Annotated in this window: 19 protein-coding genes; 3 read left to right on the top strand and 16 right to left on the bottom strand. The window is 58.3% G+C overall.

The window, feature by feature from the left end; genetic code table 11:
• From ccoN to HNQ36_RS19405, 5 genes are all read right to left on the bottom strand, one after another.
• A complete protein-coding gene (ccoN, locus tag HNQ36_RS19385) occupies positions 1–1,659 on the bottom strand; it encodes a cytochrome-c oxidase, cbb3-type subunit I (RefSeq protein WP_184087701.1) in 1,659 nt (552 codons plus the stop codon).
• Positions 1,660–1,842: 183 nt separating this feature from the next.
• Entirely contained in the window at positions 1,843–3,030 is a 1,188-nt protein-coding gene (locus HNQ36_RS19390) for an NnrS family protein (protein WP_184087703.1), read from the bottom strand.
• A 132-nt stretch (positions 3,031–3,162) separates the two neighbouring features.
• Positions 3,163–3,408, bottom strand: coding sequence for a DUF2249 domain-containing protein (locus tag HNQ36_RS19395; protein WP_184087705.1), 246 nt, complete (start codon positions 3,406–3,408; stop codon positions 3,163–3,165).
• Between the two features lie 159 nt (positions 3,409–3,567).
• Positions 3,568–3,996 carry an RrF2 family transcriptional regulator gene (locus HNQ36_RS19400; RefSeq protein ID WP_184087707.1) on the bottom strand — a complete coding sequence of 143 codons (429 nt, stop codon included), beginning with the start codon at positions 3,994–3,996 and terminating at the stop codon, positions 3,568–3,570.
• 174 nt (positions 3,997–4,170) lie between these two features.
• The gene (locus HNQ36_RS19405) at positions 4,171–4,635 is read right to left on the bottom strand and encodes a hypothetical protein (RefSeq protein ID WP_246395444.1); all 465 of its coding nucleotides are present in this window, start codon (positions 4,633–4,635) and stop codon (positions 4,171–4,173) included.
• Between the two features lie 80 nt (positions 4,636–4,715).
• On the opposite strand from HNQ36_RS19405, the gene HNQ36_RS19410 reads away from it, so the two are divergent.
• Positions 4,716–5,123 (top strand): DUF6522 family protein, encoded by a 408-nt coding sequence (locus HNQ36_RS19410; protein ID WP_210312104.1) that lies wholly within the window; start codon positions 4,716–4,718, stop codon positions 5,121–5,123.
• A 384-nt stretch (positions 5,124–5,507) separates the two neighbouring features.
• Here the strand turns inward: HNQ36_RS19410 and HNQ36_RS19415 are convergent, their stop codons facing one another.
• Complete coding sequence (locus HNQ36_RS19415) at positions 5,508–6,590, bottom strand: AraC family transcriptional regulator (RefSeq protein ID WP_184087709.1); 1,083 nt, start codon at positions 6,588–6,590, stop codon at positions 5,508–5,510.
• A gap of 118 nt (positions 6,591–6,708) precedes the next feature.
• On the opposite strand from HNQ36_RS19415, the gene HNQ36_RS19420 reads away from it, so the two are divergent.
• Both HNQ36_RS19420 and HNQ36_RS19425 read left to right on the top strand, forming a co-directional pair.
• Complete coding sequence (locus HNQ36_RS19420; protein WP_184087711.1) at positions 6,709–8,325, top strand: FAD-binding dehydrogenase; 1,617 nt, start codon at positions 6,709–6,711, stop codon at positions 8,323–8,325.
• A gap of 16 nt (positions 8,326–8,341) precedes the next feature.
• Complete coding sequence (locus HNQ36_RS19425) at positions 8,342–10,075, top strand: thiamine pyrophosphate-binding protein (RefSeq protein WP_184087713.1); 1,734 nt, start codon at positions 8,342–8,344, stop codon at positions 10,073–10,075.
• A gap of 246 nt (positions 10,076–10,321) precedes the next feature.
• Here the strand turns inward: HNQ36_RS19425 and HNQ36_RS19430 are convergent, their stop codons facing one another.
• The 10 genes from HNQ36_RS19430 to HNQ36_RS19475 all read right to left on the bottom strand — a co-directional run bounded on the left by HNQ36_RS19430 (position 10,322) and on the right by HNQ36_RS19475 (position 21,543).
• Positions 10,322–10,948, bottom strand: a complete 627-nt coding sequence (locus HNQ36_RS19430) for a MarR family winged helix-turn-helix transcriptional regulator (protein ID WP_184087715.1) — start codon at positions 10,946–10,948, stop codon at positions 10,322–10,324.
• A 99-nt stretch (positions 10,949–11,047) separates the two neighbouring features.
• Positions 11,048–11,767, bottom strand: coding sequence for a Crp/Fnr family transcriptional regulator (locus HNQ36_RS19435; RefSeq protein WP_246395445.1), 720 nt, complete (start codon positions 11,765–11,767; stop codon positions 11,048–11,050).
• 779 nt (positions 11,768–12,546) lie between these two features.
• Positions 12,547–13,098 (bottom strand): DUF2478 domain-containing protein, encoded by a 552-nt coding sequence (locus HNQ36_RS19440; protein WP_184087719.1) that lies wholly within the window; start codon positions 13,096–13,098, stop codon positions 12,547–12,549.
• Entirely contained in the window at positions 13,067–13,639 is a 573-nt protein-coding gene (mog, locus tag HNQ36_RS19445; RefSeq protein ID WP_184087722.1) for a molybdopterin adenylyltransferase, read from the bottom strand. Before mog ends, HNQ36_RS19440 begins: the two co-directional genes overlap by 32 nt.
• A complete protein-coding gene (locus HNQ36_RS19450; RefSeq protein WP_184087724.1) occupies positions 13,636–13,992 on the bottom strand; it encodes a hypothetical protein in 357 nt (118 codons plus the stop codon). Before HNQ36_RS19450 ends, mog begins: the two co-directional genes overlap by 4 nt.
• A gap of 13 nt (positions 13,993–14,005) precedes the next feature.
• A complete protein-coding gene (locus HNQ36_RS19455; protein WP_184087726.1) occupies positions 14,006–14,830 on the bottom strand; it encodes a peptidylprolyl isomerase in 825 nt (274 codons plus the stop codon).
• A 4-nt stretch (positions 14,831–14,834) separates the two neighbouring features.
• Positions 14,835–15,560: a respiratory nitrate reductase subunit gamma gene (narI, locus tag HNQ36_RS19460; protein WP_184087728.1), complete on the bottom strand. Its 726-nt coding sequence runs from the start codon at positions 15,558–15,560 to the stop codon at positions 14,835–14,837.
• Positions 15,561–15,572: 12 nt separating this feature from the next.
• Positions 15,573–16,280: a nitrate reductase molybdenum cofactor assembly chaperone gene (gene narJ / locus HNQ36_RS19465; RefSeq protein WP_184087731.1), complete on the bottom strand. Its 708-nt coding sequence runs from the start codon at positions 16,278–16,280 to the stop codon at positions 15,573–15,575.
• A complete protein-coding gene (gene narH / locus HNQ36_RS19470) occupies positions 16,280–17,800 on the bottom strand; it encodes a nitrate reductase subunit beta (RefSeq protein WP_062312637.1) in 1,521 nt (506 codons plus the stop codon). Before narH ends, narJ begins: the two co-directional genes overlap by 1 nt.
• A complete protein-coding gene (locus HNQ36_RS19475; RefSeq protein ID WP_184087733.1) occupies positions 17,797–21,543 on the bottom strand; it encodes a nitrate reductase subunit alpha in 3,747 nt (1,248 codons plus the stop codon). The genes narH and HNQ36_RS19475 overlap by 4 nt, the downstream gene beginning before the upstream one ends.
• Positions 21,544–21,548: the final 5 nt, after the last annotated feature.

Below are 21,548 nucleotides of genomic sequence, written 5' to 3' on the forward strand. Positions count from 1 at the left end.
TCATTCTCCTGGCTGCAAAACCGGACTAGCCACGGGACGCAGCACCGGGCGATCCATAGCGCGTTCCTCCTCCGGCTGGTCCGAGGTGCGGATGGTCATCCAGATGTTGTAGCTGCCGATCAGCGCGCCGATCAGAAACATGAGGCCGCCGATCGCACGCGCGATGTAATATGGATGCATCGGCGTGACCGTTTCGATGAACGAATAGGCGAGCGTGCCGCTGTCGTTGTAGGTCCGCCACATCAACCCCTGGATGATGCCGGAATTCCACATCGCAAAAACGTAGACGAGCGTTCCGCCAAGCGCGAGCCAGAAGTGCGCCTCGACCAGCCGCGACGAATACATCTGCTGTCTGTTCCATAGCCACGGAACGGAGGCATAGATCGATCCGAACGTGATCATCGCGACCCAGCCAAGCGCTCCCGCATGCACATGCCCCACGGTCCAGTCCGTGTAGTGCGACAGTGAATTGACCGAACGGATCGCCATGAACGAGCCTTCGAAAGTGGACAACCCGTAGAACACCGCGGCAATCATCATGAAGCGCAGCGTCGCGTCGTCGCGCACCTTCTGCCAGGCGCCGTTCAGCGTCAGCAACGCGTTCGCTGCGGACGCCCACGACGGAACCAGAAGCATGACAGAGAAGGTGACGCCGAGCGTCTGAACCCAATGCGGCAACGCCGTATAGTGCAAGTGGTGCGAACCCGCCCACATGTACATGAAGGTGATACCCCAGAAGCTGATGATGGACAGCCGGTAGGAAAAAATCGGCCGCCCTGCGCGGATCGGCATGTAGTAGTACATCATGCCCAGAAAGCCGGATGTCAGGAAGAAAGCCACGGCGTTGTGGCCGTACCACCACTGCGTCATCGCATCCTGAACACCGGAGAAAGCCGAGTAGCTTTTGGCGTGTCCGAACGACACCGGCACGGCGAGATTATTGACGATGTGCAGGATGGCCACGACCAGGATAAAGGCCATGTAGTACCAGTTGGAGACGTAGATGTGCGGCTCCTTGCGGCGGGCAAGCGTGCGCAGGTAGATCACGAAGTAGACAACCCACACGATCACCAGCCAGATGTCCGCATACCACTCCGGCTCCGCGTATTCCTTCGACTGCGTGACACCCATGAGGTAGCCCGACGCAGCGATCACGCAGAACAGATTGTATCCAAGCAGGACGAACCAGGGACTTAGCTGATCGGGCAACCGCGCCCGCGATGTCCGCTGGAGGACGTAGAGCGAAGTAGCGATCAGGGCGTTGCCACCAAAGCCGAAAATCACGCCCGACGTGTGGACGGGGCGCAACCGCCCGAAGCTCGACCACGCGGCGTCGAAGGTCAGGTTCGGATAGGCAAGCTGCCAGGCGACCCAGTCGCCGACGAACATTCCTACAACGGCCCACACCATCGCCAGTACAATTCCGACCTTGGTGGGATCGTCGTAATAGCGTTCGAGCCGATCCCGCGAGGGCTCCGGATCGTAGTAGCGCGAAATAACGAAGAAGATGCCTGCGAGGGCAGCGATCAAGACGATGGCGCCATGAACGCCCAATGGATCATCGTGTCCGACGACTGCCATAGCGAGGCCGCCCACTGCCAAAAGCAGAAACAGAACGAGGGCGTTCTGTCGCTCGGACTTTGTTAGCTGGGCAATCATCTATCTATCCTGATCGTGAGGAAGTGGAAATCGTCATAGCGAAGACGGGATACCGAAAACAAAGTAGCGGCATTTTGCGAAAACGCAAAGAAACAGGCGGCGCAACGGGAGAGTGCTGACGTGCCATCTCCGACTCGTTCCTGCGCATTGCGGGCCAGCAGCAGGACATATCTCTGCGCGCTGTCACTTCGCCGCACTCATAAGCGCACGGCCGAAGTAAACTACGAAGCCGAGAAATGCCGTTGCCCATGCAAAGGCGGCTAGATGCAGCAACTGGCCGCTCCAGGCTGGGACCATGACCGCGCAGATGCGAGCAAGCGCCGCAATCACAATAGCGGCATAAATTCCCTGCGTTGAGAGCGAGGCCGTCAGCCGCTGGCCAGTATGACCAAGACTTGCACGTGTCATCACCGCCAACGTCATGACTCCGGCGGCTCCTGCCATCCACGCGTGGACGCCGGCACTTGCGGGAACGAAACTGAAGGCAGATGCCGCAGATAGCAAAAAGCCAGCCGGAATGAAAGCGTATCCGACGTGTAGGACGAGGACGAGGCGCTCCCGGAAAGTGCGGTCACCAGCCCATCGGCCGAGGCGAATGACGTGCAGGACTCCGATCAGTGCAAGCAGGATGCCCATCCAGAAGCCATCTTGACGGAAAACCCACGCCAGCAGTGCCACCGCGCTCAGGATGACGATCGCCACGTCGAACCTGGCGAAGGGAGACGGCAGGCGTCCGGGATTTTCACGCACCAGCCAGTTGCGTGTGAAACTTGGAATGATCCGGCCACCGATCAGCAGGATCAGCAGGACGACAACGGCAATACCTGCACGAATGCCGTAATCCGCCGTACCGGCGAAATGTGCCTCTAGGTGGAAAGCGGTGTTACCGAGGAGAAGAAGCGCGACCAGCGCGACAACCTTGAGGTTGCGCCAGTTTCGTCCGACGAGAATTTCACGTCCGATGGCGGCCGTGATCAGCGCAAGGAAGCTGATATCGATCAGCATGGCTGCGAACCAGCCGATCCCCGCCGAGCATGTCACGGCAAGCCGTCCGATGATCCAAACGATGACCAGCGCGAGCAACGGGATACCCTGAATAGGCAACCGTCCGGTCCAGTTCGGAATCGCCGTGAACAGAAACCCGGTGATGACCGCTGGCAAATAGCCGTACAGCATTTCGTGCACATGCCAGTCGCGTAGAGCGAACGTTGTCTGCAGCGTCAACTCCCCCAGAAACACCGGCAACCAGGCCAGAACGGCAAGTCCCGCATAAGCCGCGCCGAGCAGGAAAAATGGCCTGAACCCGTAGGATAAAACCGCAGGTCCCTGGTAGAGCCGCAGCCGCGGCACCGGAGTACTTTGTGTTGTCATCAACCGTTCCTCGACACCGGATCAGCACGCCTCAGCCTCACATCGCTTCGGTACCCGCGCAATCCGACGAAACGAGCATCAATCTGTATGCGACCGATGGCGTCGCCAACAAATCTCAAGCCGTAAAATTTCCTAGCCTTGCTGAAGCCGGATTCGCCAAACATCCGGTCCCTGAACGAGGTATGTCCATCGGCAGCGCGCTCCATGTTTTGCTTCGAGCTGAAGACGCAGGGGTCTTGGATCATGATCTACCACCAGTTGAAGACTGCTATCCGAACCAAGTTGTTCGAATAACTGGAGGATGATCCTGTGACGATGACGTGGATCAATATCCCGCACATTGATCACTCGTTCTGAGGCATGAACGTCTTCAGACATCGCCAATTCCTTCGCTTCACGGAGCTGCAAGTCGGTCAAATTGAGTGCTACTCCACCGGCCGGCCAAAAAAAGATATACTAAAAATGACTCTTATAAGAATTGTCAGCTCATGCAAGTTCCATCTCGGAAATGGACGATAAATGATGAACAAATATCGATCAGACCGCGGGTTTGATCCCGAAATCCTTGGGGCTAAGAATCAGATCGGCCAGCGTATAACCGTCCAACGTTCCGACGAAGGCAGCGAGCGCTTCGTGGAGGGCACCACGTAGCCGACAGCGTGGCGTGATCAGACATCGGTTGTCGGCTGTGAAACACTCGACCAAGGCAAAATCCGGCTCCGTGACCCTTAGGACATCGCCGAGACTGATCGCATCCGGACGTTTGGCCAATGCAAGACCGCCCGATCTCCCCCGAATGGCTTTTAGGTAGCCAGCCCGGGTGAGTTGGTTTGCGACTTTCATGAGATGCGCCCGGGAAATTCCGTACAACTTGGCCGTTTCCTCAATAGTGATCAAGTTTTCACCACGCACAGCCGCGTACATTAGTACGCGGAGCGCGTAGTCCGAGAAATGTGTCAATCGCATCGCAGATTCCGAGAGTTGTAGGCCATCCGTGACATCTCGAAGAATCCTTCATCCCCAAAAGATGCACACACGGTATCTTTTGCAAGCTCGCCCCGAAACCATGCTGCCGCGACTACTCAACAGACATTGTGACGTCTCAGCGAGAATGCCCGCGCATCAAAAAGATCGCACACATCACGACGGATTCAGCGGACGCTGAAGCCGCCGCGTCATATCGATGCTTACAACGATCAGCGCAGCGAGCTTGGCAAGCTCGAGCAAAATATAGAGGCTGTGCCGGTTCGAGGCTGGCGGCTGCTGCCCCAAGATGATCAATCCGACGCGCTGATCCAACAGCGGCAACAACCAGAACGTCTCCACGGCAACCACGAGGCAAAGCGCGATGACCATCATGGCGCTTAATCGCGCACGCGCCCCAAATGCCATCAGGAGCACCGTCGCAGCGAGCAGCCACTCCAACTTGTTGAAAACCGCAAACGTATGTCGACCGACATCAAGCGCCACGCTCAGCGAAAGATTGGGCGCCAGAAATTTTGCAGGGGTGGCGAGAAACGACACGCCGAGCAGCAAACCAGCCCATACAGCTGCGACGGCGAAAAGGCCGACTGCCCATCTCCACCCGTCTGCGGCCCCATCCAATTCGCGGTTCTCCGTGGTTGAACCATAAGATATATACATTATATATCTATTACGTTCAAGCAGCAAGAGAGCGTGTGATCATGCGAAGCAATCTTGGGAATGTTGCCCTTCCGACGCCGCCAAACGACCACCGTTCTGCCTCGAATGACGTTCCGGTGGAAACTCACAGCTCCCGTGAACAATCCAACGATAGATCCGCCAGCAGCCATCACATCGAAATCGAAGATGGCGCCTTTTGTGTCGACAGCTCAACGCTGGGTAGTCTTCTTCATATTCACCCTGCTGACATCCCCGAACTCATGCGGAAGCACGCCATTACAAGTGTGTGCGAACGCGGTATCGACGATCACGAGGGGCAGTTTCGCTTGAGCTTTTTTTACGGCAACCGTCGCGGCCGGCTACGCGTCGATGAATCGGGCCGTATCCTGCAACGCTCGGTCGTTGATTTTGGCGAACGACCGCCGGTCATGCACAAACCACAAAGCTGAGCGAATGAAATTCGTGCTCCTTGACGGTGAAAAGATCGGAAACGCCGTGAACGACCAGACCGTCAGGAACTTTTCCGCCTAGGCAGTTACAACCGTGCTGGTCCGCGCCGCTGCCTTCTGGCCTAGGCGAGGAAAATTCTAGATCAGATGCATTGAAAAAGTGTACCGCATCTTCCGCAGGTGATCGGTGGATTCAGCATAGATCGCGCAGATCTTCGGGGACAGGTCCAGTCCAAGGTAAGTTGGTGAATGGCGACTGAGTGCCGCATGGTCGGATTCCGGCGGTCCGTCTCGGAATTCGAAATGTGCGATTCCAATTACTTATAGGGGCGCGAGGGGACGTACTTTGGTCGGCGCCTCAGACGCGCTTTGCGATGCGAACAATCATGCGTCGGGCGCAGAATAGTCGGCTTTTTCCGAATCGGCGCGAGGGATCGCCGGTTGCGGATTGATCGTGCGGCGATATTCGCCCGGTGCGCGACCGGTCCATCGCCTGAAGGCTCGATAGAACGCGCTGGCGTCCGAGAAATGCAGCAACTCCGCAATTTGACTGAGGCTCAGCATTGGCTCGGCAATATATTTTAGTGCCAGCCTGTGCCGTACTTCGTCCAACAACGCCGCGAAGTTGCTGTTCTCCTCAGCGAGACGGTGCTGCATCGTGCGCGGCGACATACCGATCAATGACGCGACCTGTTTCTTGTGGGCCATGCCTCGCGTGAGAAGCTGTTGCAGGATCGCTGCGACCCGCTGTTTGATGTTAGGGGAATGCTTCAGCGCCGATAGCTGCCGGCGGGCCATCAATTCGTGCAGGTGGCAGAGTTCAGGATTGCGTGCGGGCAACAAGGCGTCGAGCTGCGACGGTGGCAGGCCGATGCCGTTAAAGCGGCTGCGAAACTCGGGCTCGCACCCTAGGATGTCGCGATAAACGGATAAAGGAGCGATGGCGGCGTGCGCCATGCAGATTCTGGCAGGTGCAAAGCTCGCGCCTATAACCCATCGCATCAGCGTCACTGAGCAAGCCAGCGCTGCTTCCACCTGTTGCGGCGAGAACGGCAGGTCCGCTTCCATCGACTGATACATCATCCATTCCAGCCCGTTTCGTTCGACCAGTTGAACGCGGCCGCCGTCACTGATCAGCTTCTGGAAGCGCTGCAAGCGGATGATCGCTTCGCGTAAGCTGTTGCTTGATATCAGCGTGTACGCAACCACGTCGAAGGACGTCGGTTCGATCGCCTGTCCCATGCGCAGGCCGAATGCGCTGTCGCCGGTCGAGTCGATGGCGGCGCGCCATAATCGCACCACTGCATCGAGCGGTATCCGCACCAGCGGATCGTTGGGTAGAGAATCGATGCCGGCGGCGGTCAGCATCTTTGCTTCATCGCCGCCGCCGCGCTGGGCAGCAGCAACGATAGCTTTGACCCAACCGACAGCTACGGTCCTGTCTTGTATGAGGACCTGCCCGGTCATCCGGTCTGCCGGGACAATTTTCGTTGTTTGCGCGGACAATGCCGCCCCTGAGGCGATTAGTTACGATGGGTTTCTTGTTGCATGGATACTGACACGAAAAGCCGGACGAGAGAAGCAGATGCGCGTGTATCGCAGTGAGGTACTGGTCATAGGCGGCGGGATCGCGGGGATCACCACCGCGCTCGATTTGCTCGACAGCGGCAAGTCGGTGGTATTGCTCGATCGGGACGAGGAATCTGTCTTCGGCGGTCTGGCGCGCGAGAGTTTCGGCGGAATGTTTTTCGTCGACTCGCCGGAGCAGCGCCGCCAGGGCATCCGCGACTCGACCGACCTGGCGCTTCGCGATTGGCACAGCTTCGCCGAATTCGGTTCTGACGATACATGGCCCAAGGCGTGGGCCGAGGCTTACGTGCAACGCAGCACATCGGATGTCCATCGCTGGGTGCGCCGCTACGGTGTGCGCTTTCTGCCGCTCATCAACTGGGTTGAGCGTGGCGAATTCCGTCCCGGCAATTCCGTTCCGCGCTTTCATGTGGTGTGGGGGACCGGCAAGAGGTTGGCGGAGCGACTGATCGCGGCGTTGCGCGAACATGCCAACGCCGACCGGCTGACCATCCATTTTCAGCATCGGGTCGATCGCCTGCTGATGCGCGACGGCGGCGTCGACGGTGCGTCCGGGGTCGATGAAAACAACCAGACCCCGTTCGAGGCGTGCGCGGAGCGGGTGGTGGTGGCCGCCGGTGGCATCAATGGCGATCTGGAACGGGTGCGACAAAGCTGGCATCGCGACTGGAATATGCCGCCCGCGCAGTTGCTGAATGGCTCACACCGTTTTGCCGACGGCCGCCTTCACGACGCGGTGACGACGGTCGGCGGCACGCTGACCCACATGGACAAGATGTGGAATTATGCTGCCGGAGTGCATCATCCGCGCCCGCGCAAACCGCATCACGGGCTATCGCTGGTGCCGCCGCGCTCGGCGTTGTGGCTCAACTGGCGCGGCGAGCGCATGGGACCGCAGCCGCTGGTGTCCGGCTTCGACACCCGGCGGCTGGTGACCGACATCTGCGCCCAGCAGAAGCAGTACTCATGGCAGATCATGAACCTGCGCATTGCGCTGAAGGAACTGGCCGTGTCGGGCGCCGAATTCAATCCGTCGATCCGCGACAGGAAGCCATTCGCGTTCTTGCGCGACATCCTGTTCGGCAACCGGTGGCTGGTGAATGAAATGCTCAGTCACTGCCTCGACTTCGTGACGGCAGTAACGCTGCCGGAACTCGTAGAAAAAATGAATGCGTTGCAGGGTGACCAGGCGGTGCAACTGACCGCCGTTGAAGACGCAGTCCGGCATTATGATTCCACTATCGTGCGTGGCCCGAGCCTGATGAACGACGAACAACTGCGTCGCATCGGCGCGTTGCGGCAATATCGCGGCGACCGGCTGAGATTATGTAAATTCCAACCGATACGCGATGCAAAGGCACTACCGCTGATTGCCGTTCGCGAGTTCATTACCAGCCGCAAGAGTCTGGGCGGGATCCAAACCGACCTGCAAAGCCGCGTGCTCGCCGCTGCCGGGCAGCCGATCGACGGTCTGTACGCGGTCGGCGAGGCGGCCGGCTTCGGCGGCGGCGGCATGCATGGACTACGTGCATTGGAAGGAACGTTTCTCGGCGGCTGTATACTGTCCGGCCGCGCCGCTGCCGCTGCGATCAGCGGCAAGTTCAATTCTTGAAGCTCGGGAGGAAAAGATGAAAAGAACTGGAGCTTGGCTCACTGTTTATGCGCTGGAGCAGATCGGCGCGCGGTTCACCTTCGGCATTCCTGGCGTGCATACGACGGAGCTCTACGACGAACTGAATAATTCAAATCAGATCACGCCGGTGCTGGTGACCCATGAAGGCGGCGGTGCATTCATGGCCGACGCTGTCAGCCGCTTGTCCGACTCGATCGGCGTGCTGACTGTGGTGCCCGCATCGGGGCTAACTCACGCCAGCAGCGGCATCGGTGAGGCGTTCCTGGATGGCGTGCCTATGCTGGTCATCAGCGGCGGTCCTCGGACCGACATGGACTATCGCTATCAGCTACACCAGATGGACTCCCAAAAATTCATGAGTGGGCTGACCAAGGCGACTTTCCACGTCACCAGCCACGAACAGGTCGTACCGATCCTGTTCGAGGCTTACGCGATCGCCATCCACGGCGAACCGGGGCCGGTATTCGTCGAGTTGCCGGTCAACATCCTGCTGATGACAGAGGAAGTGGGCGAACTACCGCGCTACCTGCCGCCGGCGCGGCCGCCGGTGGAGGCTGTGTCGGACATCGTCACTGCGGCCGAAATGCTGCGGCACGCCAAACGCCCGGGTGTGTTTGTCGGCTGGGGCGCGCGCGACGCGACAGATCTGGTCGTGCGCCTTGCTGAGTGGCTGGAAGCACCGGTCGCGACGACCTTGCAGGGGTTGTCGTCTTTTCCGGGCAACCATCCTCTGCATGTGGGGTTCGGCTTCGGCGCATCAGCGGTGCCGGCGGCGCAGAACGCATTCAGGGATTGCGATTGTCTTCTGGCTATCGGCACGCGCTTCTCGGAAATCGCCACCGGGAGTTACGGCGTGAAGGTGCCGGAAAACCTGATTCATATCGATATCAACTCCGAGGTGTTCAACGCGAACTACCCGGCCAAAGTCAGTATCGCGGATGATGCCGGAACAGTGCTGAGGCAGTTGCTGATCCAGCTAGAGGCCAGCGTGCCGCGGCATTGGCAGCAGACGTCGTTGCGAAAGCAGATTCAGCGCGACAAGATCGCTTATCGCGCGACCTGGTACGACCACGATGTTGCGGGTCTCGTCAATCCGGCGCGCTTCTTCGATGAACTCCGGCACCAGACCCCCGACGACGGCATCATCGTGATCGACGACGGCAATCACACCTTCCTCACGGCGGAGCTAATGCCGATTCATTCCCCGAAAAGCGTGATCCTCCCGACGGATTTCAATTGCATGGGATACGCGGTGCCGGCGGCGATCGGGGCCAAGCTCTCTCATCCCGGCCGGTCTGTACAAACGATCGTCGGCGACGGCGCGTTTCTGATGACGTGCATGGAAATACTAACGGCGGCCATGAATAATCTGGGCGTCATATATTATGTGTTCAACGATGGCGAACTGGCGCAGATCGCGCAAGCGCAGCAAATCCCTTACAAACGCAAGCCCTGCACCAAGCTCGGAACGCTGAATATCGAAGGCGTTGCGCTGGCCACCGGTGCGACTTATCTGCACATGCAGGATAACGCGGCGATTGCCGATGTCCTCCATAAGGCGAATGAAGTTTCGCGCAGCGGATTGCCAGTGATCGTGGATGTACGGATCGATTACTCGAAGCGCACGGCGTTTACCACCGGGACGGTCAAAACCAACTTCGGCCGTTTCCCGCTGAACCAGAAGGTGCGTATTCTGGCGCGTGCCGCGGTCCGCCATGTGGCGGGATAACGGAGAGCAAAGCGAGGGGAAATCGATCGTTTGGTTCGGCCGGACAGCCGGACCATAGTCAGTCTGCTCTCGAACAATGAAAGTTGTTGCAGGTGCCCTCGGTCGATTTTCCAGTTCGATAGTAGAGATTCTTGAATACGTCGATGTATTTCTTCTTATCTTTCTTCTTGAATCTCAGCAACGTTTTGCGTGCCTCGCGAAGAGAGAATGCCGTCGACATTGATCACTCAAGGCTATGGTCAGCAGTCATGACGGCAATGATGCTCGCCGCGGTAACGAGCCGATTCGCATAGCCGCTTGGTCGCCACAGGGCACAAGACGTTCCATCATCGACGACAGTTGCTGAAACTCGGCGGCGCTCAGACAATCAAAAAGCGCGTCGTTAACAGGGGCTTGCACACTGACGAGATCGTCGAGTAACCGCCTCCCTATTGGCGTCACCGTCAGCAGAACGCGACGCCTATCATTCTTGTTGATCCGCTTTTTGACAAGATCCGCCTCAACGAGCTTCGATACTTCGATCGAGACGAAAGCACCCGATACATGAAGGTGCTCGGCAATACGGCTGACGCCTACCCCCCTCTCTCCCTGTAGGTATGCGATCGATATCAGCGTCGTATAGGCGACACCCGAAATTCCAAACCGTTCGCCAAAACCCGCGCGGCACTGGCTCACCCGCGCACTGAATGCTAGAAAATCAAGAATACATTTGCGAAAGAGTGCGTCGCTTCCTCCCGGCATCAGTTCTGGTTTTGTCACCGTCAGTCGCGGCACCGCCGTTAACTCCTCAAGCCGTAACGCTTTCTGTTTGACATATGGCGAATGCTGCCGTCTTTCAGATGATGCGTAATCGGGCTCGCCGTCGACCGGCATGAAAATCTCGTCTCGTCAAGCGGCAGTATGCCGGATCAGGATGCGAGGTCTTTGAGCGAAATCAATCTCTTCTCAAAATTTCCGATGTCGGACAATTCATCACGTCCACGCCAGAGCTTCTGCGCGCGCCAGATTCAGCAAGCGAAATCCCTTCGGAACATTGATGATGACTTTCTCCCGCTCAAGCTGGGTGAATGTGCGGCTCACCGTTTCAATTGTCAGGCCAAGAAAGTCCGCAATGTCCCGGCGCTTCATGGGCAATGGCAAGGTTTTCGGCTCCTCCCCAAGCCGTGCGATGCGGTCGCGCCAGCCAATGAGAAACAACGCGACCTTCTGCTCCGCCGAACGGCTACTGAGCAGAAGCATCTGGTTACGGGCCAAATGAAGCTCACGCACCTCGAACTCATTCATTCGGCGCAACATATTTGGTTTGTCATCAGCGAAGCGCGAGAACCCTTCCTTGGAAAACCGGCAGGCGACAATCGGTGTAATCGCATCGGCCGAGAAACTGTAGCGATCGGAAAGTGTCGTTCCCAAGAAATCTCCGGGCAATGCAAACCCGACGATATGGCGTCGTCCGTCGGGCAACAGTCTATACAAACGCGCGACGCCTTGCGTCAGACTATAGACCTTGCTGGCATTCTCATCTTCCGAAAACAAGGATTCCTTCGATGCGAAGCGGGTCTCCTTACCTAATTTTTCTAGGTCGTGGAGTTCGACTGAGCCGAGCGCTGCGCACAAGCTGAGCGCGCGCGCCCAGCAATGCAGACAACGGCGCGGACAGTCACCGGACAATCGCGGGAGGGCGGACTGCGGCATCAGGCTGCTCCAGGATGGATGCTTGACCCGCATTCTGGCACTTCCCAGTTCCCCTAACCAACAGCTAACTACACATAAGACACGAGCGGATCGTCGCATTATCTGCGAATTCTCAGTCTCCTAATTGATCCAGATCAATTCATATGACGTCACGGTGCGATACTCACGCGCGAAATCCTCCGCGGCTTTCTGACACTCTAGTTTGCGCCAAAACAAAGTTCGTAACTTTGTTGCATGCCATAGTATACGAAACTGGAGGATGGCCCATGGCTTATGATTTCGCTGAGACTCTGAGGCGGCGGCTTTCCCGTTGGATAGCTGTGCGTGAGCTTAGATCCCTCGATAGGATTCAGCGGGGTGAGTTGGCGCGGGATATTGGACTACCCGAGGATGTCTTGGGGCGACTTATTGCACGCGGCGGCCGCACCGACGATCAATCACGACGTCTTATGTATGCGCTTGAACTCGATATGAATAAAATCAGATCATTCGATAGCGGCGTAGCTCGCGACATAAGTGTCGTTTGTTCCGAATGTTTGGCGACAAGCCGATGCCAAAGTGAACTTGCCGCAGGCACGGCGCTAAAGAACTATCACGAGTATTGTCCTAATGCCGAGACATTCGATGCTCTTCGGCAGGAGTTAGGGCGCAGCCGGAGACAGGATCGAACAACCGGAACCAATCAGTCAACTCGCTCCGCTTGATATCGGAACAAGGCAATCTGCAAAAGCAAATGCCGGTTCTGTGAATTGGTATGTGCGCAACCATGACGGAACTCTCTAATAGAGTTCTCCAAGCCATTTTCGTATTTCATCGGCATTTTCCGAAAGCTCGGTCGAAAATTCGCCGGCAAAATTTCTCCAGGCATCTAGGTTGCGCGCCGGCACTCCGATAATGGCCGGGATGCCGCGCTCAAGCGCTTTCGCCATCAGACCGCACATCCCCCCGCCATCGGCTTCCACCTTGCCAAACTTGTTAAGCACAAGCAGGGCAGGATCATTCTCGAGGCTTCTTTCGACCTTCATGGAGGCATCGACCAGAGCCGCCACATCAAGACGGCATCCCCTCGCGCCTGCGCCGCGGTCGTCAAAAAGCGGAGTGCGGTGACCGCTGGCGAGATCTTCGAGCAGCACATCGCAGCGCCGATCGGATCCCTCGCATACCGGGTGTTGCAGAACTCCTGAGAGAACCAGATTGCGCGAGCGGCATTCGCTGACGATCCACTTGAAAATCGCATCCGGATATTCGTCGTTCGCGTAGACAATCGCGGCAAGGCTCGGTTCGTGCTGCCGCGTCAAATCAGGCGCCGGGCCGGAATGCAATGCAAACATCGGAATTGACCTCGATTGGACGCGCCCCGATTAGCTCAAGACAATACGGGATCGCAGGGAAGATCGCGTTCAGGCAGACGTCGATGGCTGCAGGGCGACCGGGCAGATTGACGATCAGGGAATGATTGCGTGTACCGGCGATTTGACGCGACAAAATGGCCGTTGGAACGTGGTCTAAACTGACTCGCCGCATCAATTCACCGAAACCAACCAGTTCGCGACCGATGACCATGCGCGTTCCCTCGGGCGTGAGATCGCGTGGAGCAGGTCCGGTCCCGCCTGTTGTCAGAACAAGATCGCAACCTTCGCGATCCGACAATTCGATCAGCGCATTAGCAACGCTTTCCGCGCCGTCAGGAATAATCTTGAAGATAACGATCCAGTTCGACCGAATGACCTTTCCTAGGAAGGAATTAACAGCCTTCCCGCTCTTGTCGTCGTAGAGACCCTGGCTCGCGCGATCAGAGACAACAAGAATGCCGATCCGTGCGAGCGGCTTTGATTCCGTGAGATTGGTTGGGTTGTCGCGTCCGAGACTCATGAACAGCCTCCGCTTCCTCCACACGTGCATCCCGCATGAGCATGGTCCATATCGTTGTGAGAAGCCGGCGGGGCTTCGTCCTGCTGCAGCGACCAAGCGATCATGTACGTCAGACAACCCGCCCCCGGATCACTGGTACGTTCGAGAGCATTCATAAGGCCTAGCCAGTCTTCGCTGCCGGCAAGGTTTGCAAAACGTCGCACGGCCCCCGATGCATATTCGCCGACGCTTTCCCCGAACCGGTGCATCATGGCATCGACACGCGCCAACAGTACGATGTCGCCGCAGGCAATCAGCGCTTCCGCCGCATGGACCTCGTCGTCAAAGCCACGGATAATTTCACCGAGTTGCATGCGGCGTTCCTTTCTACTGGACCAGTGGCGTGTCCGCGGCCGCGAGCGAAATGCCGGTAATCTCGGCCCGGCCCGCAAGGATCGAGATGTATTGCGCGAGCGCCCGATGTTCGACGCTGAATGCCAGATAGTCGGCGATCCGCTCCCGTGCGATCTCGAAAGGCAACATCTGCCCTTCCGCGCGACGATCAAGACGCACGACATGAAAGCCATAACGGGTTTCGACGATCGCAATATCGCCTGGCTGCATCCGTTCCAGTGCCGCCTCGAATTCCGGCACGGTTTGTCCGTGAGTGATCTGCCCCAGGTACCCACCCTCCAATGCCGACGTCGTGCAAGCAGAATGATTGGTGGCAAGATCCGCGAAAGCGGCGTGGTCCGATTTCACGGCCGCAAGGATCGTATCGGCAGTCGCCCGCGCCTCGCCACGCGCAGCCACGTCGCCACGCGGGGCGGCGACAAGAATGTGAGCTGCCTCATAAAGATCTCCCGAGCGAAACCGCTGGCGGTTCTGTTCGTAAAACCGTCTGCAGGCCGCTTCGTCCGGTTCGGGTGTGATGACTTCACGCTCGACCAGCGTCCGCATCGCAGCCTCGTCCGCTGTCTCGATGCGGCCATCGGGATCGCTGAGGGGCTCCGCCTCGACGCCAAGGCGCGCGGTTTCCTGGAATAACAGTTCCCGCACGACCAAGGCACGAGCCGCCGCCTGCCACGCCAGAATTGGCTTTTCGGCAGGATGGTTCTGGACTTCCCTAGCGATCGCCTCCCGGGGAATAAGCACCCCGTTCACACTGATCGTCTTCGGCTTCGGCAAGACATTCGAAACTGAGCAATCCATGAATCTACTCCGCGGGTTGGACCGGCGGCGGGGCAACCCGGCCACCGGTGCGGCTGCGCACCACCTGATAGCCGCGCCGGCCGAGATACCAGACCGGAGCGCTCCAGACGTGGACTAGGCGCGTGAATGGAAAGACGAGAAAGATCGTCATGCCCAGCGTCAGATGTGCTTTGAAGATCGGGTGCACGTCGAGAACATACTGAGCGGCATCCGGCTGCAGCGTGACGATGGCCTGCGCCCAGTTCATGAATTTCACCATCTCATGACCATCGAGATGGCCGGCCGACAGCGGAATGGTGGCAAGACCGAGCAGCAACTGCGCGAACAGGATCAGCAGGATCGCGGTGTCACCGAACGACGAATTGGCGCGGATGCGCGGATCGAACAATCGGCGGTGGGTCAGCAGAGTAATGCCGACAAGGCACATCAGGCCCGCCACGCCGCCAGCAACCATCGCCATTATCTGCTTGAAGCTGTGCGAGATGCCCATCATGTCGAACACCCAGATCGGCGTCAGCAGGCCGACGAAATGGCCGCCGAAGATCACCAGGATGCCAACGTGAAAAAGGTTCGAACCCCACATCAGCTGACGACGTCGCAGCAACTGGCTCGATCCGGTACGCCACGTATACTGCTCGCGATCGAACCGAAAGAGGCTCCCGAGCAGAAACACTGTGAAGCAAAGGTAGGGATACCAGCCGAAGACGATAGAGTTGAGCGATTGCATCATTGTTGCCTCCCTTTAGAGGGCTGACGGCGCGGGTTTGACCGCGCGCGTGGCATGACGAAGGCGGGCGGCAAGGCTTTCATGCCCGCACGCACTCTGACCTTGCGTGCCCGGGCCAAACCTGACCTCCTCTTCTTCCCACGCTGCATCGAGCGCAGCGAAATCCATTGGATCCGGATCGGGACCTTTCAGGAGTTCATCGACAATCTCTCGTTGCGGCGCTACGGCAACGATCGCCACAAGCGTATCGAAGATGGCTCTATAGCTGGATTTGCGCCGGCCAAGCCGCTCGGCCATTGCGGCTAGAATATGTGCCGGCTGAGCGAGCAGATCACGCGCCGCCGCCACTGGCTGCGTCGACAGGAATTCGAGAAACAACGGCACAAAGTCCGGCAGTTCATTGGCGGCAATTGAGAAGCTGGCATCCTCGTAGAGCTTCTTCAGATCGACCATGGCCTGGCCCCGGTCGCGGCTTTCACCGTGAACGTGTTCGAACAGATGCAGGGCAAGCGTACGGCTCCGGTCGAACAACAGACCGTAATCCTCCTGAAGGTCGTAAAGCTCACCAGTCGCGATTTGCTCGATAAGAATATCAAGCGCGCGCCGCCGGGCGGCAGGCACGAGATTTTCCGAATCCAGAACCGCTCTGAATTCTGGAGCCGCCATAATCAGATCCTGGGAGGGATAGGTGAGAAGCGCCGAAAGGATTTTGAACGTCTTCATCACATGACCTCCATCGGAGTTTTGTCCTTGCGCGGTGAGCCGAACAGATTAACTTCGGTTTCGCCACCCGAGCATCCGTTACCGAACGTGAAGCCGCAGGAGCCGCGCATATCGTAGGCGTCGGCGCCCACTTCGCGATGGGCCGTCGGAATGACAAACCTATCTTCGTAGTTTGCGATCGCCATGATCTTGTACATTTCGTCGATCTGTTCGGCTTTCAGTCCGACCCGCCGTGCAATCGCTTCATCGACGACCCCGTCGATCGTCTTGGCGCGCATGAAGGCGCGCATCGCAAGCATACGTTCGAGCGCGAGCGTCACCGGCTTCTCGTCCCCTGCTGTCAGCAAGTTGGCGAGATACCTCATTGGAATGCGCAGCGACTTGACGTCGGGCATTTCACCGTCGGAGCCGATCTTGCCGGCAGACGCGGCCGAGGTGATGGGCGACAGCGGCGGCACGTACCACACCATTGGCAATGTGCGGTATTCAGGATGCAGCGGGAACGCCACCTTCCATTCCATCGCCATTTTCCAGATCGGCGATATCTTAGCGGCCTCCAGCCATGCATGGGGAATGCCCTGCCGTTCTGCCTCCGCGATCACCGCCGGATCGTTGGGATTCAGGAAAACGTCGAGTTGAGCCTGATACAGGTCGCGCTCGTCAGGTGTGCTGGCCGCTTCGGCAATCCGATCGGCATCGTAGAGCACGACGCCGAGATAGCGGATGCGGCCGACGCAGGTTTCGGAACACACGGTCGGTTGACCGGCCTCGATCCGCGGATAGCAAAAAATGCACTTCTCCGACTTTCCCGAAGACCAGTTGTAATAGATCTTCTTGTAGGGACATCCCGAGACGCACATGCGCCAACCGCGGCATTTGTCCTGATCGATCAGGACGATGCCATCTTCCTCGCGCTTATAGATCGCGCCCGAAGGACACGCCGCAACGCAGGTCGGATTCAGGCAGTGCTCGCACAGCCGCGGCAGATACATCATAAAGGTGTTTTCGAACTGACCGTAGATCTCCTTCTGCACGCCGTCGAAATTTACATCTTTCGAACGCTTTGCGAATTCTCCGCCAAGAATTTCCTCCCAGTTCGGACCCCATTCAATCTTTTCCATGCGTTCGCCGGAAATAAGCGAGCGCGGGCGAGCAGTCGGCATCGCCGCCATCTCCGGGGCCTTCTGCAGATGTTCATAGTCGTAGGTGAACGGCTCGTAGTAGTCATCGATCTCCGGCAAATCCGGATTTGCGAAAATATTCGCCAGCACGCGCCACTTGCCGCCGATCCGCGGCGCTATCGAGCCGTTACGCTTGCGCGTCCAGCCGCCTTTCCAACGTGTCTGATTTTCCCAATCCTTCGGATAACCGATGCCGGGTTTGGTTTCGACGTTGTTGAACCACGCGTATTCCATGCCTTCGCGGCTGGTCCAGACGTTCTTGCATGTTACGCTGCAGGTGTGACACCCGATACACTTGTCGAGATTCAGCACCATCGCGATTTGGGCACGGATTTTCATTCTGCAGCCTCCAGGCCGGGTGTGGTTGCGTCGAGCGGCGTATCGAGCCAGTCGATGTTTGCCATCTTGCGAACGACGACGAATTCATCGCGGTTCGAGCCGACGGTTCCGTAGTAGTTGAAGCCGTACGCCTGCTGGACGTATCCGCCGATCATGTGCGTTGGTTTGAGCACGATACGGGTCACGGAGTTGTGGATACCGCCGCGCTGACCGGTCTGCTCGGAGCCGGGCACGTTCACGATCTTCTCCTGGGCATGGTACATCATGCACATGCCCTGCTTGACGCGCTGGGAGACCACCGCGCGCGCCACCAGTGCCCCGTTAGTGTTGAAGACCTCGATCCAGTCGTTATCGACGATGCCGGCGCCCTTCGCGTCTGTTTCGCTGATCCAGACGATCGGCCCGCCGCGCGACAGCGTGAGCATCAGCAGGTTGTCGGTGTAGGTGGAGTGAATGCCCCATTTCTGGTGCGGCGTGAGGAAGTTCAGCACCATCGTCTTATTGCCGTTCGGCTTGCGGTCGATCACGGGATTGACCGACTTGGTGTCGATCGGCGGCCGATAGACGCAGAAGCCCTCGCCAAAGGCCCGCATCCACAGGTGATCCTGATAGAGTTGTTGACGCCCGGTGAGCGTGCGCCAGGGGATCAATTCGTGGACGTTCGTATAACAGGCGTTGTAGCAGACCTTTTCCGACTCCAGTCCGGACCAGATCGGCGACGAGATGATCTTGCGCGGCTGCGCGACCACATCCCGGAAGCGAATCTTCTCATCCTCCTTCGGGATCGCGAGATGGGCATGATCGCGACCAGTGAATCCGCCGAGCGAATTCCAAGCCTTGACCGCAACCTCGCCGTTGGTTTCAGGCGCGAGGCTCAGGAGGACTTCGCAGGCATCGATGTCTGTATCGATGCGCGCGAGACCTTTGCTCGGCCCCTCCTCGGTCACCACGCCATTCAGGTGTTTGAGCAGATCGACCTCATGCTCGGTGTTCCAACTCATGCCCTTGCCGCCGTTGCCGAGCTTCTCCATCAGCGGTCCGAGCGACGTAAACTGCTTGTAGATGTTCGGATAGTCGCGATCCACCACGGTGACCGCCGGCATGGTCTTGCCGGGGATCGGATCGATCTCGCCCTTCTTCCAGTCCTTCACGTCGAAGGGCTGTGCTATCTCGCCCGCCGTATCATGCATGATCGGAGTGAGAACGACATCCTTTTCCACGCCCAGCACTTCGGGCGCCACCTTGGAAAACGATTTGGCGATACCCTTGTAGATCTCCCAGTCGCTGCGCGACTCCCACACCGGATCGATCGCCGCCGTCAGCGGATGAATGAACGGATGCATATCGGAGGTATTGAGATCGTTCTTCTCGTACCAAGTCGCCGTCGGCAACACGATATCCGAATACATACAGGTCGTGGACATGCGGAAGTCGAGCGTGACCAAAAGATCAAGTTTGCCTTCCGGCGCTTCTTCGTGCCAGACGACTTCGCTCGGCTTCTTTTTGCCGTCCTCGCCGAGATCCTTGCCCATCACCCCGTGGCTGGTACCAAGCAGATGCTTCAGGAAATATTCGTGACCCTTGCCGGACGCTCCCAGAAGGTTGGAGCGCCAGACAAACATGTTGCGCGGCCAGTTCTTTGGATTATCCGGATCGTCGCACGCAAGCTTCAACTCGCCTGATTTGAGAGCCTTCGCGACATAATCCTTGGCTTCCAGGCCAGATGCCGCGGCCCGCTTTGACACTTCGATCGGATTGGCCTGAAGCTGCGGCGCGGATGGCAGCCAGCCCATGCGCTCGGCACGCACATTATAGTCGATCAGCGCACCATCCCACGGACCTGCTGGCGCCGTCGGCGACAGAACTTCCTTCACGTCGAGCGTCTCATAGCGCCACTGATCGGTGTGAGCGTAGAACGCCGAGGTCGAATTCATCTGGCGCGGCGGACGGCTCCAGTCGAGGCCGAAGGCGAGCGGCAGCCACCCGCTTTGCGGGCGCAGCTTCTCCTGCCCGACATAGTGCGACCAGCCACCGCCAGATTGGCCCACGCATCCGCACATCACCAGCATGTTGATGATGCCACGGTAGTTCATATCCATGTGGTACCAGTGGTTCAACCCGGCACCGACGATCACCATCGAGCGCCCGCCCGTCTTCTCGGCGTTCAAAGCAAATTCTCGCGCCACCGTGATGATCTGATCGCGCGGCACACCGGTGATCTTTTCCGCCCAAGCCGGCGTGTAGGGCTCCACGTCGTTGTAGTTTGCGGCGATATGCGCACCGCCCAGACCGCGATCGACACCGTAGTTGGCGACGAACAGATCGAACACAGATGCGACGAGTGTTTCGCCGTCCGCCAGCTGGAGCGCCTTCACCGGCACGTTACGCATCAGCACGTCAGGATGATCGGTGCCAAGGAAATGATCGTGCTCGCGGTTGCCGAAATACGGAAAGCCGACTGAAGCAACGTCATCCTGGATGTCCATCAGCGACAGCCGGAGTTTCGTCTCCCGCCCATCCGCCGTTCTCTCCTCGAGATTCCAGTTACCCTTCTCGCCCCAGCGGAAACCGATCGTTCCATTCGGAGCGACGATCTCACCGGAATTCTCGTCATAGGCGACGGTCTTCCATTCCGGGTTATTGGTTTCACCCAATGTGGTGTCGAAGTCGGACGCACGTATAAAGCGCTCCGGCACATAGTACTCACCCTGCTTCACCAGACGCACCAGCATAGGCATGTCAGTGTATTGCCGCGCATAGTCGTTGAAGTACTTGGCCTGCCGATCGATGTGGAATTCGCGCAAGATGACATGACCCATCGCCATGGCGAGGGCGGCATCGGTGCCCTGCTTCGGCGAAACCCATAGATCGGCGAATTTAGACGCTTCCGAATAATCCGGACAGATCACGACGCTCTTGGCGCCCTTGTAGCGAACCTCGGTGTAAAAATGAGCATCCGGCGTACGCGTCTGCGGAACGTTGGAGCCCCACAGGATGAGAAAGCCCGAATTGTACCAATCGGCGCTTTCCGGCACGTCGGTCTGTTCGCCCCATGTCTGCGGCGATGCCGGCGGCAGGTCGCAATACCAGTCGTAGAACGACATGCACACGCCACCGAGCAGAGAAAGATACCGCGCGCCGGCGGCATAGCTCACCATGGACATCGCCGGAATCGGTGAGAAGCCGAAAATGCGATCCGGCCCGTAGCTCTTCACGGTGTAGGCATTCGCGGCTGCGACGATCTCGTTGACCTCGTCCCAGCTTGCGCGCACGAAGCCGCCAAGACCGCGCTTCTTGACATAGGAGGCGCGCTTGTCAGGATTCTCAACGATCGACTTCCATGCCGCTACCGGCGTCATCATCACCCGGGCGTCGCGCCACAGCTTCAGCAGCCGGGAACGCACCAGCGGATATTTCACGCGGTTTCCGGAGTAAAGATACCAGCTATAGCTTGCGCCCCGCGCGCATCCGCGCGGCTCGTGATTTGGCAGATCAGGCCGCGTCCGCGGATAATCGGTCTGCTGGGTTTCCCAGGTGACGATGCCGCCTTTGACGTAGACTTTCCACGAACAAGACCCCGTGCAATTGACGCCGTGCGTGGAGCGAACGATCTTGTCGTGCTGCCAGCGCTTCCGATAGCCGTCCTCCCACGATCTGTCCTCGGTGGTCGTGATGCCGTGACCGCCGGAAAATTCGGCTTTGGCTCGCGTAAAGAACGTAAGCCTGTCAAGGAAATGGCTCATCGTTT

The sequence above is a fragment of the Afipia massiliensis genome (assembly GCF_014203115.1).
In the GTDB taxonomy this organism is placed as follows: domain Bacteria; phylum Pseudomonadota; class Alphaproteobacteria; order Rhizobiales; family Xanthobacteraceae; genus Afipia; species Afipia massiliensis.